Source organism: Fibrobacter sp. (assembly GCF_017545445.1).
In the GTDB taxonomy this organism is placed as follows: Bacteria; Fibrobacterota; Fibrobacteria; order Fibrobacterales; family Fibrobacteraceae; genus Fibrobacter.
This window is the reverse complement of record NZ_JAFWOM010000067.1, coordinates 32,115-48,549: the sequence shown is the minus strand read 5'-3', so window position 1 is coordinate 48,549 and position 16,435 is coordinate 32,115. Positions and strand designations below refer to the sequence as shown.

The 16,435-nt window shown below is 50.3% G+C and carries 9 protein-coding genes; 6 read left to right on the top strand and 3 right to left on the bottom strand.

The features are described 5' to 3' along the window. Positions 1–50: 50 nt before the first annotated feature. Positions 51–1,322: a pitrilysin family protein gene (locus IKG78_RS07315; RefSeq protein WP_290941671.1), complete on the bottom strand. Its 1,272-nt coding sequence runs from the start codon at positions 1,320–1,322 to the stop codon at positions 51–53. Positions 1,323–1,491: 169 nt separating this feature from the next. Here IKG78_RS07315 and IKG78_RS07310 point away from each other — a divergent pair, with 169 nt between their 5' ends. The 5 genes from IKG78_RS07310 (at position 1,492) to IKG78_RS07290 (ending at position 8,649) form a co-directional block, all read left to right on the top strand. After that, positions 1,492–3,816, top strand: a complete 2,325-nt coding sequence (locus IKG78_RS07310; protein WP_290941666.1) for an NADP-dependent malic enzyme — start codon at positions 1,492–1,494, stop codon at positions 3,814–3,816. 225 nt (positions 3,817–4,041) lie between these two features. Continuing rightward, positions 4,042–4,875 carry a TIGR02147 family protein gene (locus IKG78_RS07305; RefSeq protein ID WP_290941663.1) on the top strand — a complete coding sequence of 278 codons (834 nt, stop codon included), beginning with the start codon at positions 4,042–4,044 and terminating at the stop codon, positions 4,873–4,875. A gap of 1 nt (position 4,876) precedes the next feature. Continuing rightward, positions 4,877–6,481: a hypothetical protein gene (locus IKG78_RS07300; RefSeq protein ID WP_290941659.1), complete on the top strand. Its 1,605-nt coding sequence runs from the start codon at positions 4,877–4,879 to the stop codon at positions 6,479–6,481. Positions 6,482–6,722: 241 nt separating this feature from the next. After that, positions 6,723–7,556 (top strand): TIGR02147 family protein, encoded by an 834-nt coding sequence (locus IKG78_RS07295; protein ID WP_290941656.1) that lies wholly within the window; start codon positions 6,723–6,725, stop codon positions 7,554–7,556. 1 nt (position 7,557) lies between these two features. Then, entirely contained in the window at positions 7,558–8,649 is a 1,092-nt protein-coding gene (locus tag IKG78_RS07290; protein ID WP_290941652.1) for a hypothetical protein, read from the top strand. Between the two features lie 173 nt (positions 8,650–8,822). On the opposite strand, the gene IKG78_RS07285 is transcribed toward IKG78_RS07290, so the two are convergent. Together IKG78_RS07285 and polA are read right to left on the bottom strand one after the other, a co-directional pair. Further along, positions 8,823–10,916 (bottom strand): glycoside hydrolase family 5 protein, encoded by a 2,094-nt coding sequence (locus tag IKG78_RS07285; RefSeq protein ID WP_290941648.1) that lies wholly within the window; start codon positions 10,914–10,916, stop codon positions 8,823–8,825. Positions 10,917–11,306: 390 nt separating this feature from the next. Further along, positions 11,307–14,306 (bottom strand): DNA polymerase I, encoded by a 3,000-nt coding sequence (gene polA / locus IKG78_RS07280; protein WP_290941645.1) that lies wholly within the window; start codon positions 14,304–14,306, stop codon positions 11,307–11,309. A gap of 430 nt (positions 14,307–14,736) precedes the next feature. On the opposite strand from polA, the gene IKG78_RS07275 reads away from it, so the two are divergent. Further along, on the top strand, positions 14,737–16,407 hold the full coding sequence (locus tag IKG78_RS07275; protein ID WP_290941642.1) for an FISUMP domain-containing protein: 1,671 nt from the start codon (positions 14,737–14,739) through the stop codon (positions 16,405–16,407). Positions 16,408–16,435 lie beyond the last annotated feature (28 nt).

Below are 16,435 nucleotides of genomic sequence, written 5' to 3'. Positions count from 1 at the left end.
GCGAAAACGCGAGAAATTGCGCTCCGCCCGAAAAGGCGGGGCGTTTTCTTTTAGAATAAATCCACGTCGAGGACGGTTTTCTTTTTGCTCTTGGGTTCAACGACGGCGATGGAATATTTTGCCGTGCTGAGCAGGCGGTTGACGGTCGCAAGGACTTCGTCTTCGGTAATGGAACGTATTTGCTTTTCGGCGTATTCCATTGTATGGAACTCGCCGAGGTGGAGCGTCTGTTCCGCCATGCGGATTACTCGCTTTTCGGGACTGTCTGCGCCAAGATGCAGTCCGCCGAGGATGTTCGTCTTGGTGCGTTCGAGTTCATCCTTGATGAATCCGTGACGCAGGAACTTCTTGACTTCGTCGATGGAAAGTGCAAGTGCAGTCTTGAGCTGGTGCGGTTCTGTCGCAAGCGAAATGCCCCAATCGACACAGTCCTTGTAAAGGTCAGCGGTAGAATATACCGAGTAGGCGAGTCCCTTGTCTTCGCGAATTTTCTGGAACAGGCGCGATGCCATGCCTGCACCCATTGCCACGTTGAAAAGCGAGAACGCGCTACGGTCGCGGTCGCTCATCAGCGAGCGGTCAAAGCTGAGTCCCCAGAAAAGATTTGATTGCGTGATGTCGCTTTTCTGTACGACTTTTACGCTCTGGTTGGGTGTATAAATGTCTTGCGGAATTGTTCCGTTAATCTTTTTTTGTTCAAATTTTTCTGCACAAAGTTCTACAAGCTGTTCGTGGTTGACTTTGCCCGAGGCGCAAACGTAGAGTGGAATTTCATCGGTGACTTGACGCCCGTACTTGAGCATTTGTTTACGCGTGAGGGCCTGGACTTGCTTGACATTCCCGGTGATGGAATGTGCAATGCCGCAACCTTTGAAATGAATTGCGTTGAAGATGTCACCCACAAGTTCCTCGGGGATGTCGTCGTAGCTATGGACTTCCTCGATGATGACGTGGCGCTCCTTTTCCATTTCTTTTTTGTCGAAGCGTGGATGCATGAGCATGTCCGAAATGACGTCGATGGCAAGCGGCATGTCGCTGCTTTCGACTTGCGCGTAAAAGCCCGTCTCTTGGCGGGTCGTATAGGCTTCGAGATTTCCGCCGCGGTCTTCGATGGCGTGCGCGATTTCTAATGCGGTGCGGTTCTCGGTGCCTTTGAAAACGAGGTGCTCGTAAAAGTGGCTGAGCCCGAATTCATCTTTGGCTTCGTGGCGGCTCCCGCGCGGGACCCAAACGCCGACGGCTGCTGAATAGGCATGCGGCATGTAATCGGTTAAAATGGTGATTCCGTTTTCAAGAACGGTCTTTTTTATAGTCTGTTTCATTTTTTGTAAATCGACGCGTCGGAAAAGAGCTGAAAGTTGCGTTCGCGGCTAACAACGATAGAAAATATTGGGTAAAATTGTCATAAAAAAACACGTTTTGAGCACCCTTTCATTATTGTGTAAATTTTTCTAAATTATGCCGCGAAAAATTAAGCTCAAAGGAGTCAATATGGGCAAAGATTTAAAGGAAAAGGCTCTCGAATACCATGCCATGGGCAAACCGGGCAAGATTGAAATCGTGCCGACCAAGCCGCACAGCACGCAGACCGACTTGGGACTCGCTTACACGCCGGGCGTTGCTGTTCCGTGTCTTGAAATTGAAAAGGACCAGAACCTCGCTTACGAATACACCGGCAAGGGCAACTTGGTGGCGGTCATCAGTAACGGCACGGCAGTCCTTGGACTCGGCGATATTGGCGCTTTGGCCGGTAAGCCGGTGATGGAAGGCAAGGCCTTGCTTTTCAAAATTTATGCAGGTATTGACGTTTTTGATATCGAAATCAACGAAAAGGACCCGAAAAAGTTTATTGAAATCGTGAAGGGAATCGCCCCGACGTTCGGTGGCATCAACCTCGAAGATATCAAGGCTCCGGAATGCTTTGAAATCGAAGACACGCTTAAGGCGGAACTCGATATTCCTGTGATGCACGATGACCAGCACGGTACTGCAATTATTTCGTCTGCAGGCCTCTTGAACGCAATCGAAGTCGCTGGCAAGAGCATTCGCGATGTGAAGATGGTGGTGAACGGTGCCGGTGCTGCCGCTTGCGCCTGCACGAGACTTTATTTGTCTCTAGGCCTCAAGAAAGAAAATCTTGTGATGTGCGATAGCAAGGGCGTGATTCGCAAGGACCGTAAGGGCCTCACCGAAGCAAAGGCTTTCTTTGCAACCGACCGTACCGACATCGAAACGCTTGAAGATGCCATGAAGGGCGCGGACGTGTTCGTCGGCCTTTCCAAAGGCAACATCCTCACTCGCGAAATGGTCCGCAGCATGGCCGACCAGCCGATTGTCTTTGCGCTTGCAAACCCGACTCCGGAAATCAGCTACGAAGAAGCGATGGCGAGCCGTGGCGACCTCATCTTTGCGACGGGCCGCAGCGACTATCCGAACCAGGTGAACAACGTTATCGGTTTCCCGTACATTTTCCGTGGCGCTCTCGACGTGCGCGCAACTTGCATCAACGAGCACATGAAGCACGCCGCCGTCCGTGCGATTGCGACGCTTGCCCACAAGCCGGTGCCGGATGTGGTGAACATTGCATACAACGCGCAACGCTTTACGTTCGGCAAGGAATACTTGATCCCGAAGCCCTTGGACCCGCGTCTCCTCACGGAAGTTTCTATCGCCGTGGCAAAGGCTGCTATTGAAAGTGGCGTGGCCCGCAAGCCGATTACCGACTGGGACGCTTACTACGACAAGCTCCGCGACATGATGGGCTATGACAACAAGCTCATCCGTCAGTTCAGCGATACGGCTCGCAGCAACCCGAAGCGCGTCGTGTTTGCCGAAGGCGGAAACCTCAACATGCTCAAGGCCGCCGTGCAAGCGAAGACCGAAGGTGTCGCTCACCCGATTTTGCTTGGCAACCCCGAGCGCATACAAATTATCGCCCAGCGTGAACAGCTCGACCTCACGGGCATCCAGATTGTGAACCCGCGTTCGCCGGAAGAATTCGAACGCCGCCGCAAGTACGCTGAAATTTATGCCGAAGAAAATGGCCGCAACGGCGTAACCTTCGAAGAGGCCCGCGACGACATGTTCGAACCGAACCACTTCGGCATGATGATGGTGAAGGTCGGCGACGCTGACGCCCTTATTTCCGGTGGCTATTCCAAGTACAGCGAAACGATTGAACTCGCCAAGGAAATCATCGGTATCCGCGAAGAGTACAAGCACTTCGGCGCTTTGCACATTCTCTCCACCAAGAAGGGGACGTTCTTCTTGGCCGATACGCTCGTGAACCGCGACCCCGATGCAGAAACGCTTGTCGATATCGTAAAGCTCACTCACGACGCCGTGCGTTTCTTCGCTCACGAACCGGTGATGGCCATGCTCAGCTACGCAAACTTCGGTTCTGACAAGGGTGCTCCGCGCGGAACGTCCAACACGGCTCGCGAAGCCGTGAAGATGATTCACGAACAGTATCCGGATTACGTGATTGACGGCGAAATGCAGGTGAACGTGGCTTTGGACAAGGAACTTCGTGATTCAAAGTATCCGTTCAACAAGCTCAAGGGCCAGACGGTCAACACGCTTATCTTCCCGTGCCTCTCTTCTGCGAATACCACTTGCAAGATGCTTTTGGAAATGGGCGTGGGCGAATCGATTGGTCCTGTGCAGATGGGCCTGAACAAGCCGGTTCACTTTACCGACTCCGACGCTTCTGTGCACGATATCTTCAACTTGACCGTTGCTGCCGTCATCGACGCGATTGTGCAAGAAAAGAAGGACGAAGAAAAGAGCCGTAAAAAGTACGACAAAATTTGGTAAGTCGCGCATTAAGCGCTGTCGATGGTTTGAACCGTCGGAATCAGTCGTTTAAAAAGTCGTCGCAGATAAATTCTGCGGCGATTTTTTTATAAATGATACATTTGTATCATTTACGGTGTTTGAAACGTTTTAAACTTGATAAAAATTAACGTATTTTGCTAAAATTATTAATTTTTGTATCATTTTCTATTGACAATTGATTTTGATGGATGTATATTTATCAATATGAAACCGATTGTAGAATATAAAGATTACCGAGCCTATATGGCGGACTATTACGAAGAACGTAAGAGAACTTCGGCGTTTACTTGGCGCGAGTTTGCAAAGATTGCTGGGTTCACATCGCCTTCGTACTTGAAACTTGTTTGTGATGGCAAGAGCAGCTTGAGCCGTGTGACGATGAATCGTGTGGCGGTTGCGATGGGTCTTGTCGGCTATGAAATTGAATATTTCGAAGCGATGGTGAACTTTGTCAATGCTCAGAAAGACGATGTCAAGAAAGTTTACTTCGATAAGATGATGGCAATTTCTGCAGCGAACCAAGTGCGCGTCGTTGACAAGGATGCGTTTGAATATTACGACAGCTGGAAAAATCAGGTCGTGCGCGAACTCGCTCCGATGATGCCTGGTGCTATGCCGGGCGACATGGCGAAGATGTGCTGCCAGGAAATCTCTGCGCTTGAAGTCCGCAAGTCTCTTGCTTTTTTGGAAAAGGCGGGATTCTTAAAGAAGACTGGCGAGAATGTTTATGAGCAGACTGATAAAGCTGTTGTGGGTTCCAAGGAAGGCCTCACACTTGCGATCCGCATGATGCATCGCGAAATGGGGCGCCTTGGCATAGAATCTATTGACCAGTTTGGTCCCGAAAACCGTAACGTCACTGGCGTTACTTTAGGCGTAAACCGTGAAGGCTACGAAGAAATCGTGAAGGAGCTCGATGCATGCCGTAAGAAGATAATTTCGATAGCGGCGAAGTGCGGTGAGCTGGATCAGGTTTACAGATTGAATTTACATTTTTTCCCTTTAACTCAAAAAGTCGTTTGTGTAACGGAGGAATAGTATGAATAAAAAACTACATATGATATGCGCCGGAGCGCTTTCGCTTGCTGCTCTTGGTTGTTCGGACGTTGACGTATCGGGCTCATCAGAAGATCCCAATGTGCTGTTGGCGTATAATTCTTCGTCGAGTTCTGTTCCCGGGGCTTCGTCGAGCTCGGTGGCGGAATCATCGTCGGGGAGTTATGAGTTTGATTTAGGCGATTTGTGGAATCCGAGCGCGGGTGATTTTACCGTTAATGTAGCTCGCTATGCGGCATCGTTGCCGGCGAGTGCAAAAACCGATGGTCACTGGGTTTTGACAACGGATGCCGAAAATGGGGGCTCGTCGTCTGTTGTTTGGCCGATGGATTATGTTAGTTCTCAAGACGAAAGGGCTATTGTTGAAGCGTGCAATGGCATTTGTGGGACTGTCGTTTTGAAAGAACGTTCTTCTTTGAATGAAGATTCTTTTGTACATATCGGCTTTACGCTTGCGAAGGATAGTAGTGGCAATCCTGTTCCAGTCGATGTTTCTGATTGGGGTGGTATTTGCGTAACTCTTACATCGGATCAAGCGTTTGGCTTGCAATTGGCTGTCCGCGACTCGTTGGATTTACTTGATGAAAGGCTTTGGCCCACTTTCGCCTATCCGGCTGTTGCTTTGCCTAGAACAAAGGACGGTGAACCTAAGACGATATGCCGTAAATGGAGCGACTTCCAGATACCTACGTGGATGCAAGATGAACCGGAATACTGGAAAACCGATGTGGGTGCAAAAGCGGCGAAACAGCTAGTTGCGTTTAGAATCGAATTTGCGGGGAAACCTGGAGAATATAAGTTCAATATCATGTCGTTAGGGACTTATTCCGAACCGTTGTCAAGTTCTTCTTCGGGAACCGATCCGTTTGGAAACGTGTATGCGGGTGACGATTATCCCCGTGATTTGTGGGATGGTCAGGCTCGCGAGACTAATGTCAAAACGACTCTTTATGCGGATTCTTCGTGGAGCCATTTGCGAAATGGTCAATGGTTCGAGTACACGGATCGAAATGAAGGCGGGAGTTCGATTTTTGACTGGTATTGGAGCGATCAGTACGATGGACACGTTGCGCCTTTTGATGTGATTGTCGATGCGTGCGGTAGCCTATGCTGCTTTAATGTCATATTGGACCAGGGCGAACTTTCTAGAAAGCCGTATGCGTTGTTTGGGTTCCAGCTTGCTCAAAATGATTCTAACCAGGGCGTGCCGGTCGATATCTCTAATTGGGGCGGAATCTGTGTTACCTATAAGTCGGATTATCCTATAAGGATGGATTTGGATCCGGTGTCGTTGGAAATGAGCACGGATACCTTGACTTCGGGAAGCGCTATCGAAGATGCAGACTTGGATATTTATAAATGGCCTTCTGTTGTTTTACCCAAAACGTCTTCTTTAGAAATCGTTAAGTGCTATAAATGGAATGAATTCACCCAGCCTGATTTGGATAAGTTGCCGAATCCCGAAAAGTACAGAATATCGGGCGAAAATGTTGCCAAAAGGGCTGTAGCGGTCAGGTTCATTATCGAAGGCGAAAAGGGCGACGTGGGAGCTTTCGATGTAAAGGCTCTTGGAACGAATCGCGATTAGAAAATTATAGTGGGGAGGAAAAAGGACCCGGCGAAAGCCGGGCCTTTTTTGTACGACGTAGATGATTTGATGGACTTGTCAAGCTTAGCCCATGATGGCTGTGCCATATACAGTACAGTGTGTACTATATACGTTGAAAATATGTTTTTATCTTTAATTAAAATGCCTTTTTCTTTGAAAAAATGTAAAAATTGTACTGTAAAATATTGACTTTTATTTTTGAAAGTGTATATTTGTGAATATGAAACCGATAGTTGAATATCAAGATTATCACGCTTTTTTGAGCGACTACTACGAAGAACGCAAGAGGACTTCTGCGTTTTCGTGGCGCGAGTTTGCAAAAATTGCAGGGTTCGTTTCGCCTTCTTACCTCAAAGATGTTTGTAGTGGAAAAACGAACCTCAGCAAGGTGACCATGGGGCGAGTGGCCGCCGCTATTGGGCTTGTAGGGCACGAGGTGGCTTACTTCGAGGCAATGGTCCAGTTTGGCAATGCCAAGGCAGACGATGTAAAAAAGAAATTTTTAGAACAAATGCATTCGATTGCATTTGACCATAAAGTTCGCATTGTGGATAAAGACGCGTTCGAATATTACGACAGTTGGAAAAATCCGGTGGTGCGTGAACTTGCTCCGCTGATGCCGGGCGCCATGCCGGGCGAAATCGCGAAGGCGTGCACGCAAGAAGTTTCTGCGCTAGAAGTACGCAAGTCGCTAGCGTTTTTGGAGCGGGCGGGGTTCCTCAAACAAGTCCGTGAAAATGTTTACGAACAAACGGAAAAATCCGTAGAAGGCTCCAAGGAGGGCTTGCCGCTTGCGATTCGTTCGATGCATCGCGAAATGGGAAACTTAGCGGTCGATTCGCTTGACCGTTTTACGGCAAACGAACGCAATATTGCGGGTGTCACGATGGGTATCGACCATGAAACCTACGAACGCATTGTTCACGAACTGGACGAATGCCGCAAAAGGATTACCGCGATGGCCGAAGCGTGCAAAAATATCAAACAAGTTTACAGGTTGAATTTACAACTATTTCCACTTTCTAAAGAAGTTGTATGGAATGAGGAGGCTTGAAATGAAAAACAATATTTATTTGGCTTGTGGGGCGATGGCTCTTGCTTTTGCAGCGTGTTCAGAAGACAATGGAATCGTTGGAACTTCGACAGAGCCGAATACGTTTGCGCATGATTTTTCAAGCTCCGAGGCTGAGAGTTTGTCGAGTTCTGTAACTGAAAAATCGAGCAGTTCTGATTTTGGACTTTCGAGTTCGGCGGTCTTGCCGAAAATGTCTAGCTCGTCATCTGTTTTGCCGGAATCTTCGAGTTCGCTGTTCAAGCTTTCGTCGAGTCGTATGGAGCCTTATAGCAGTGCGCAGGCTTCATCTTCGAGCAGCGGGTCTTGGCCGCTTAGCAGTTCATCGCGTAATCCCGTTTTGTGCAAGACTGGTTATGCCAATGGCGGATGTGCTGGTGTTGATGGTGAAGGTGATTTGTGGAGCGGCTATAAAGCTGCGTATGAAGGGACAGAGTATATTGACGTTGGGCTTTATGCGGATTCGTCGTGGAAAAGCATGGCTAGCGGCGAATGGTTTGTTGTATTAGATAGCGCTGATGCTGGCAAGTCGGATATTCGTTGGCCGGTGAAATTGGGGAATGATAGTAATCCTAATTCGTTTACGCCTGTTATTGAACGCTGCAATAATGGCCTTTGCGGAACGGCTGTTTTGGAAAAAGGTTCTTTGACGTATAACCCGTTTGTGTTGGTTGGTTTTACTCTGGCAAAAGACAGTGCTGGAAAGCGGATTCCTGTTGATGTTTCGAACTGGAATGGGATTTGTGTGTTTTACCAATCGGATGTATCTCTTTCTTTGGAATTGGGCTTGGAAGATTCTGTAAGCGCTCTTATGGGTTACGCATTGCCTAGCGTTTCCTTGTCAAAAACTTCTTTGGCTTCGTCAAAGTGTTTTGAATGGAGCGAATTTAAGTTGCCGTCGTGGGTGAAAAGTATTGGTAAATTTGTGGATTTGGACAGGCTTGAGGAATTAGGCTGGCTGGAAAACGCCGGAGAAATGGCGGCCAAACAGCTTGTCGCTGTAAGGTTCAAAATACAAGCTCAACCTGGTGAATATGATTTCAACATTATGGCTATAGGGACGAATCTTGAATAGGTCGTGAATTGTAGGTCGTGATTTTTTTTGAATCTTGTTTGGAGAAAATTGCAAAAAAGACCCGGCGGATGCCGGGCCCTTTTCCAAATAACAAAGAGAATAATTCTGTTTTGTCCCTTGCGGGAGACGCTTATGTCGATCCCGGAATGCATCCGGGATGGCGTTCCGGCTGATTAGCGGAGCTTGATTTGTTGCACGTTCTTTTGGCTGCCCTGCTTAACGATGAGGACTGCCGGACCGCGGAAGTTTGTGCTTAACTGGACTTTGTTCATGCCAGCGTTCGCAGTGAAGCTTTGCTGGGCGATGACCTGACCCATGGTGTTCAAGAGCGTGGCCGTTGCACGGCTAGCCTTGTTTGCGGTAAACATGGCGTTCACGATACCCGGCTGGACGCTTACTTGCATCTTGGTGGTTACGATAACTCTCGGCATGCAAATACCGCTCTTCGTGTCTTCACCCCAGTCGCCCTTGTCGTTGGCCTTGATGAGTTTGCCCTTGGCGATGCCCTCAATGTCGGGCTTCTTGGTGTTGAAGTTTTGCAGCGTGTCTGCTGTGCCGTCGGCCTTCCAGAGGAGAAGATTGTCGAGGTACATGTCACCGGTGAATTGAGTTCCGCGGACGATGATGCCGAAGGCGTTCATCTTGGAGGCGTCTTTGAAAGCTAGCTGCCCTGCGCCGTCGCCGAATTCGATCTTGTGGTTCTTGAGCGTTCCGAAATCGGAGACGTCACCGAGCGTGACTTCGTTCCATGTCCAGCTGCTGCTCATGTTCATCACGACTACGTTTGCCCAGCCGTATTCGTTGCAACCGTCGCGAGAAGTGTCGTTGCATGGGCCTGCGGATTCGCCCGCAACTCGCATGTCGAAGGAAACGGCGACGTATTTGCTCCAGTCGGCACTAGTGTTGATGCGTATCGTGCCTACTTCTACGGTGTCGGATTGGACGGTCTTGTAGCTAACGTGAAGGGCCATATCGCCATCGAGGATAGTCGTGTTTTCCTTGACGGTGGAGTCAATGGTGTTGCCTGGAAGTGCTGCCTGGCCGTAAGCTTCACGCATGGCGTTGAGCGTTTCGACGTCGGTGATGTCGCCGACCTTGCCGCCGAACTTGTTCACTTGACGGCGGATAATCGTGAAGTTGCCGTTGCCTTCGTCGCCGGTATCCCAAACGCAAGGAACGAGGCCGTTCTTCTTGGCGGCGGCGACCGTGTAGCCGTACCAAGCGGCGCGAGCTTCGAGATGCTTCTTGAGATTGTCGCCTGAGAGAGCGTCAAGGCGTTTGACGGCACCCATTTCACCAATCACGACCGGGATGCCCTTGTCGAAAAAGCGGGTCTTGAGGCCGCTGAACAAATTGTCGATGGAAGTCTTGGAGCCGAGTGCGGAGCCGGAGCAGGTGTGCGCGGCATCGTTACCCGGAGTCTTGTCTTCCCAGTAGTAGAACATCTTGCCCCAGTCTTCGTCTCCGCTTGTCATGAGCGAGAACTGGTAGGGGTAGAAGTGGACTTCGGCCATGGTGTAGCCGTCGCCAGCCGGGTCGGTCGGGTACTGTTCGGAAAGGAGTGGTGCCTTGTCGATTTCGGTACGCGGGGACTGCACGACCACGATACGTGTGGCGTTGTTGCCGCCGGTAGAACGCACGGCCTTGATGCATGCTTCGTGGAATTGCTTGAGGACGGCCATGCGCTTGGAGTCGAATGCCCATTGGCCGTTGTCGGCACCGCCGTTCCACGGGTCGTTCACGCCCGGTTCGTTAGCGGAGGCGAAAATCAGGTGCTCGTCATATTCGGCGAACTTGGTGGCAATCTGCTTCCAGTAAGATTCCTGCTTGGCGGCAACTGCTGCTGCGGAGCTGTTCACAAGACCTGTCTTGTCGTAACCTTCGCCGTCAAAGACATGGTCTTCGAGCCAGCCTTCGTCCCAGTGGCTGTTCAAAATCGCGTACATGCCGTTATTGATGACGAGATCGACAACTGTCTTGACGGAATCGAGCCAACCGGCATTGATTGTGCCGTTAGAGGAATGGCTGTTCCAGGCGCATGGAATACGCACGGTGGTAAAGCCGGCATCTTTGATAGCTTTCACGTAGGCTGCGTCCGGGAACGGGTTGCCCCAAGCGGTCGGATTCCCCGGAACTTCCATTGTGTTGCCGATGTTGTAGCCGAGACCCATCTTTGGGAAAATTTCGGTTGCCTTTGGGAGCGCGAATGCCGATGCTGCTGCCAAGAGGATCGAGCTGGCGGCGATGCCGAAGGTGTTGAATCTCATGTCGAAGACTCCTATTGTGACTTGTTGTGGGTGTCTTGTTCGTGATTTTCTTAATGATTTTTAGAAATTTTTGAGAACATCCCCCACGATATCCCAAACATCCCTTATTCTCATACTCGTTAAATAATACACCCGTATATGCCTATAATATATACGATTGTAATTAAAAACGCAATAGGAAAATTGATATTTTACGAAAAATATCAACTTTGTAATAAGAAATATTGTAAAAACTGACTAAAATTTGAGAACTTTTTTTGAGAACATGGAGGGATGCGAAAGAGCCGGGCGGTTTTTCCCGTGAGTCAAAAGCGACCCGTGTTGACGGGTCGTGCTGACGATAGTGAGGCGAAGAAGGCGTCTTGGTGTTGCGGAAGAGCCGAGCGGTCTTTAATGCGCTTCGAGCCAGTTCTTGCCGAATCCGACGCTGGCTACGAGCGGAACTTTGAGTTCCATGGCGCCTTCCATCTCGGACTTGACCATTTGCGAGAGCGTTTCCACCTGTTCACGCGGGCACTCGAAAACGAGTTCGTCATGCACCTGGAGCATCATGCGGAGCGGGAGGTTTTCGTCGTTGATGCGCTTTTGGATGCGGATCATGGCAATCTTGATGAGGTCGGCGGCGCTGCCTTGCACGGGGGTGTTCACGGCCATGCGTTCGGCCATTTGCGATTCCATGCGGTCGGAACTGTCGATGCCTGCGATGTAGCGGCGGCGGCCCGAAAGCGTTTCGACATAGCCGTCGCGGTGGGCGGCTGCCTTGGTATCGTCAATGAACTTTTGCACCCCCTGGTACATTTCGAAGTAGCCGTCGATGAAGCTTTTGGCCTGTGCCATCGGAATTTTCAGGTCGCGGGAGAGGCGGAAGGCGGTCATGCCGTAGAGCACGCCGAAGTTCACGACCTTCGCGTCGCGTCGCATGTCGGCGGTCACGCTGTCCAGTGGCACGCGGTTGATGGCGGCGGCCGTGCGGGCGTGGATGTCGATGCCTTCCTTGTAGCTTTCGATGAGGGCAATGTCCCCGCTCAGGTGCGCAAGCATGCGGAGTTCAATTTGCGAGTAATCGACGGCGAGAATCACGTTGTTCGGGTTCTGTGGTACGAATGCGGCGCGGATTTGTTTGCCGAGATCGCTACGGACGGGGATGTTTTGCAAGTTCGGGTCGCGGCTCGAAAGACGGCCTGTTGCGGTGCCCCACTGGATAAAGCTCGTGTGGATACGCTTGGTGTCTGGATTCACGAGCGTCGGGAGCACGGAAACATAGGTGCTCTGCATCTTCTTGAGTTCGCGATACTCGATGACGGCAAAGACGATGGGGTGGGCGGCACGGAAGCTGAGTTCTTCAAGAACGGCGGCATCCGTGCTGCGTTTCTTGATTTCGGGGAGTCCGAGTGTGTCAAAGAGCACTTCGCCGAGTTGTTTGGGTGAGCCGATGTTGAATTCGCAACCCGCCATGTCGCAGATTTCTTTTTCGAGCTTTTCGATGCGGTGCTGCAAATCGGCTTGCAGGTCCTTTAGAATCTTGGTATCGACGAATGCACCGACGCCTTCCATCTGGTAAAGCACCTTGAGCAGCGGCATTTCTTGGCTGAAGAAGTACTTTTCGTAGTCGTACTTCTGGAGCTTGGCGCGGAGCGGTTTCCACAAGCGGAGCGTATAGACAGCGTCTTCGGCGCCGTATTCGGTCGCGTCCTTGATGGGCGTGCGGTTGAACGTAATTTGGTTCTTGCCGCGTCCGATAAGGTTTTCAATCGGAATCATCTCGTGCTGCAAAAGTTGCATCACCTGATTGTCGAGGCCGAGCCCGGTTTGGCCGGGCGAGAGCATCCAAGCGGCAATGAGCGTATCGACAATGTTTGCAGAATCGATTTGCTTTTGTGTGAGACCGAACGTGCGGGCGAGAACGTGCAAGTCGAATTTGGCGTTGTGGAAAACGAGGGAGCGCTTGCATGCTTCGAAAGTTGCGCCGCTATTGCAAGCGTCCGCGCTTTTTGAACCGTCGTCGGGCTGCTGCTTGGATTCACCATCGGGGAGTGTGCAAGAATCGTTCCAGAATTCAACAAACCACTTCTTTGTGGCGTTGAAGTCGAAGTTGCCGCCCTTGCCGGCGGGGTACGGGAACCCGATATCGTCGGTATGGCCGAGCGGGATGTAATAGCCTTTAGGGACGCTGCCGTCTTTTGCTGCGGCGGCGAGGCAAAGTCCGACAATGCTGCATTGCATCGGGTCGAGTCCGTTTGTTTCCGTGTCAATGCCGATTTCTGTTGCGGCGTCAAATTCCGATTTCATCTGTTCGAAGGTTTCTTCGTTATCGACGCAGATGTAGGTGGGCGGGAGGTCGGCGGGTGGTTCGGCTGGCTTACTTCGACTCGGCTCAGTACAGGCACCAACCTTGTTGTTTGTGCTCCCTGAGTGGTACACTGAGCTTGCCGAAGTGCTTGCCGAAGGGCTGTTGCAACCGCAAGAATCGCCGGAGTCGCTGTCGGAGTTGCGTACAAAGCCAGTTTTGCTCGGAACGTTTTCTAGCAAACGAACGAGACTGTTGATTTCGTGTTCTTTAAAAATTCCTTCGAGCGTGTCGCTGTGGATGCCGCAAAATTCAAGCGCGTCGAGGTTGCCGTTGTAGGCTCGCTTTGTTTGTAGCGTCACAAGTTCGCGGCTGAGGAATGCCTGTTCCTTGTTGTTCGCTAGGTTGTCGTGCAAACCTTTCTTTTTGATGTTGTCGAGGTTTGCGTAAATGTTGTCCATGTCGCCGTATTCGGTCAACAGCTGGATGGCGGTTTTCGGACCGACTTTCGGGACGCCTGGGACGTTATCGCTGGAGTCGCCCATGAGGGCGAGGTAGTCGCGGATTTTTTCAGGCGGAATGCCGTATTTTTCGAGGACTTGCTGCGGTCCGAAATCGATGCCGTCGGCGCCTTTTTCCAAGTGGAAAAGGTGGATCTTGTCGGTTACGATTTGCGACATGTCCTTGTCTTTGCTGATAATCACGACATGGTCAAAACCGGCTTTGACGGCAGCTTCGGCGGCACTCGCCATCACGTCGTCGGCTTCGTAACCCGGTTCTGACAAAAGCGGAATGCTGCTTGCTTCTAAGGATTCGCAAAGGAGCGGCATTTGTGCCGCCATTTCATCGGGCATCGGGCCGCGATTGGCCTTGTAGTCCGGGTAAAGTTCGTGGCGGAAAGTCTTGGTGTGCGCGACATCGCGTGCGATCGCGAAATGCGTGGGCTTGTGCTTAGCCAAAATGCGGAGGACTGCGCCCCAGTAGCCGTGCATCATGGAAACTTCTTCGCCCTTGCTGTTGACGAGTGGGTTCTGGCTGTAAGCGTAGAACATGCGGAACGCGAGTGCGAATGAATCAAGAAGGAGTAAAGTCTTTTCTGCCATGCAAAGGAATGTAGTAATTTAGACGAGAGAACGGGCTTCGCCCTACAGACGAGAGACGAAAGAACTGGCCGGCTAAAAACGCCGAAATTGCAAAAGTGGCGGTGAAATGAACAAAAAAATCTCAATTTCACCGCCAAAAATTAACTTGTCTGTCTTAAAATAGCCCGAAATCGACCCTTAAGGTTCCTCGCTGGCGGTGAAATGAACGAAAAATGATGAAAATCACCGCCGCCTAATGCCAAAATGCCTCCTTTTTACGCAAAATCTTTTGGACAAACTATAAAAGTGGCGGTGAAAACAGCGAAAAAACTCGGATTTCACCGCCAAGATCGCTTTCCCGTCAAAAATTTGCTCACGAACAAACGTCAAAATTTAAGATGCGTCGTTTTTTTTTCATTTTTGTATTTTTACTAAAAAGTTGGATAACAGTATGAAACGTTTTTCTTTTGCCTTGATATTAGCTTTGATGGTTGCCGCCTGTGGTGACGACGACAGCGATTTTGCGACACGTCCTTCGGACGATTCGTCTTCCAGCGTCTGTGAAGACTGTGATGATGCGTCCAGTAGCTCGGTGAAGTCGTCTTCTTCCGGTGCCAAGTTCAGTAGCAGTGCTAAATCTAGCAGTAGCTCTGCAAAATCGTCGAGTTCTTCCAGTGCGAAGTCTTCGTCCTCTAGCAAACAGAAGAGTAGCAGTTCTGTTAGGGGGATCCCTTGGAAAGGACCTAAAGAAAAATATTTTAATCCGGATGTTAATTACGGGACTGTGACGGACTTTCGCGATGGCAAAATTTATAGGACTGTTCAAATTGGGGATCAGACCTGGATGGCCGAAAACTTGAACTTCGAATACAAGGTGAAGCGAGACGAAGGGGACACTGTTTCATACGGGATGTGCAGTACGGATAATTGCGAAATATCTGGCCGCTACTATACCTGGGCTGAAGCCATGGATAGTGCAGCCGTGTTCTCTCAGAATTCGGCCGGTTGCGGCTTTGGTCATAAATGTTCTATCAAAAATCCTGCACGTGGTATATGTCCTGAAGGCTGGCATATTCCCACGGGAACAGAATGGGAAACCTTGTATAAAGTGGTTGGCGAAAGACCCCACGCATTGCAGGCGAAGGGCTTTGGAGATTGGTCTGATTTGACTCGTGAAGAATGGCCTGAGTCGACCGATGAATTTGGCTTTTCCACATTCCCTGTGGGTAGCTACTACGGAGGAGACATTATCCATTTAGGTAATGCTTACTTTTGGAGTGCGACAGAGTACAATGGCAGTATCGCCTACCATTGGATTTTGGGTGAGAATCAAGCTTACCTCACTCACAGTTTCGTAGATAAGCATGCCCATTTTTCAGTCCGTTGCCTCAAGGATGAATCCTCTGTACAACAATCGTCGTCGAGTGTTGCATCGAGCAGCAGTACCCCAGAAGGATATGTAGATCCATCGACGGTTGTTACTGGGACTATGACTGATGAACGAGACGGCCAGACTTACAAGACGATTACCATCGGGACCCAGACGTGGATGGCGGAGAACCTCAACTACGCATACACTGGTGTACCCTATAAAGTTGATGACTGTACCTCTGATTCCATTAGTTGGTGCTACGACAACGACTCTGCCAACTGCACCAAGTATGGTCGCTTGTACACTTGGGCTGCGGCTATGGATAGTGTTGGTACGTGGAGTATGAACGGCAAGGCGTGCGGCTATGACAACTCATGTTCGCCGACATACCCTGTGCGAGGCGTTTGCCCCGAGGGCTGGCACTTGCCTGATTCGACGGAGTGGGAAAGACTGTTTGCGGTGGTCGGCGGAAAAACGACTGGTGGCAAGGAACTCAAGTCTACATCTGGTTGGTACAATAGTAACAATGGTACGGATGCCTATGCCTTCTCTGCACTCCCTATTGGCTACAGGTACAACACTGGTTTTTATGGCAACCAGGGCCACCACGCGCTATTTTGGAGCTCTAATTCGCGCAATAGTTACTACGCGTACAACATGATATTGTGCTCCATCGGCGACGATACATATCTGAACTCCTTCTACAAGAACCACGCTTTATCTGTCCGTTGTGTGAAAGACTCCGAATAATTTTTAGAACAAGTCGTCGCCCTTGATT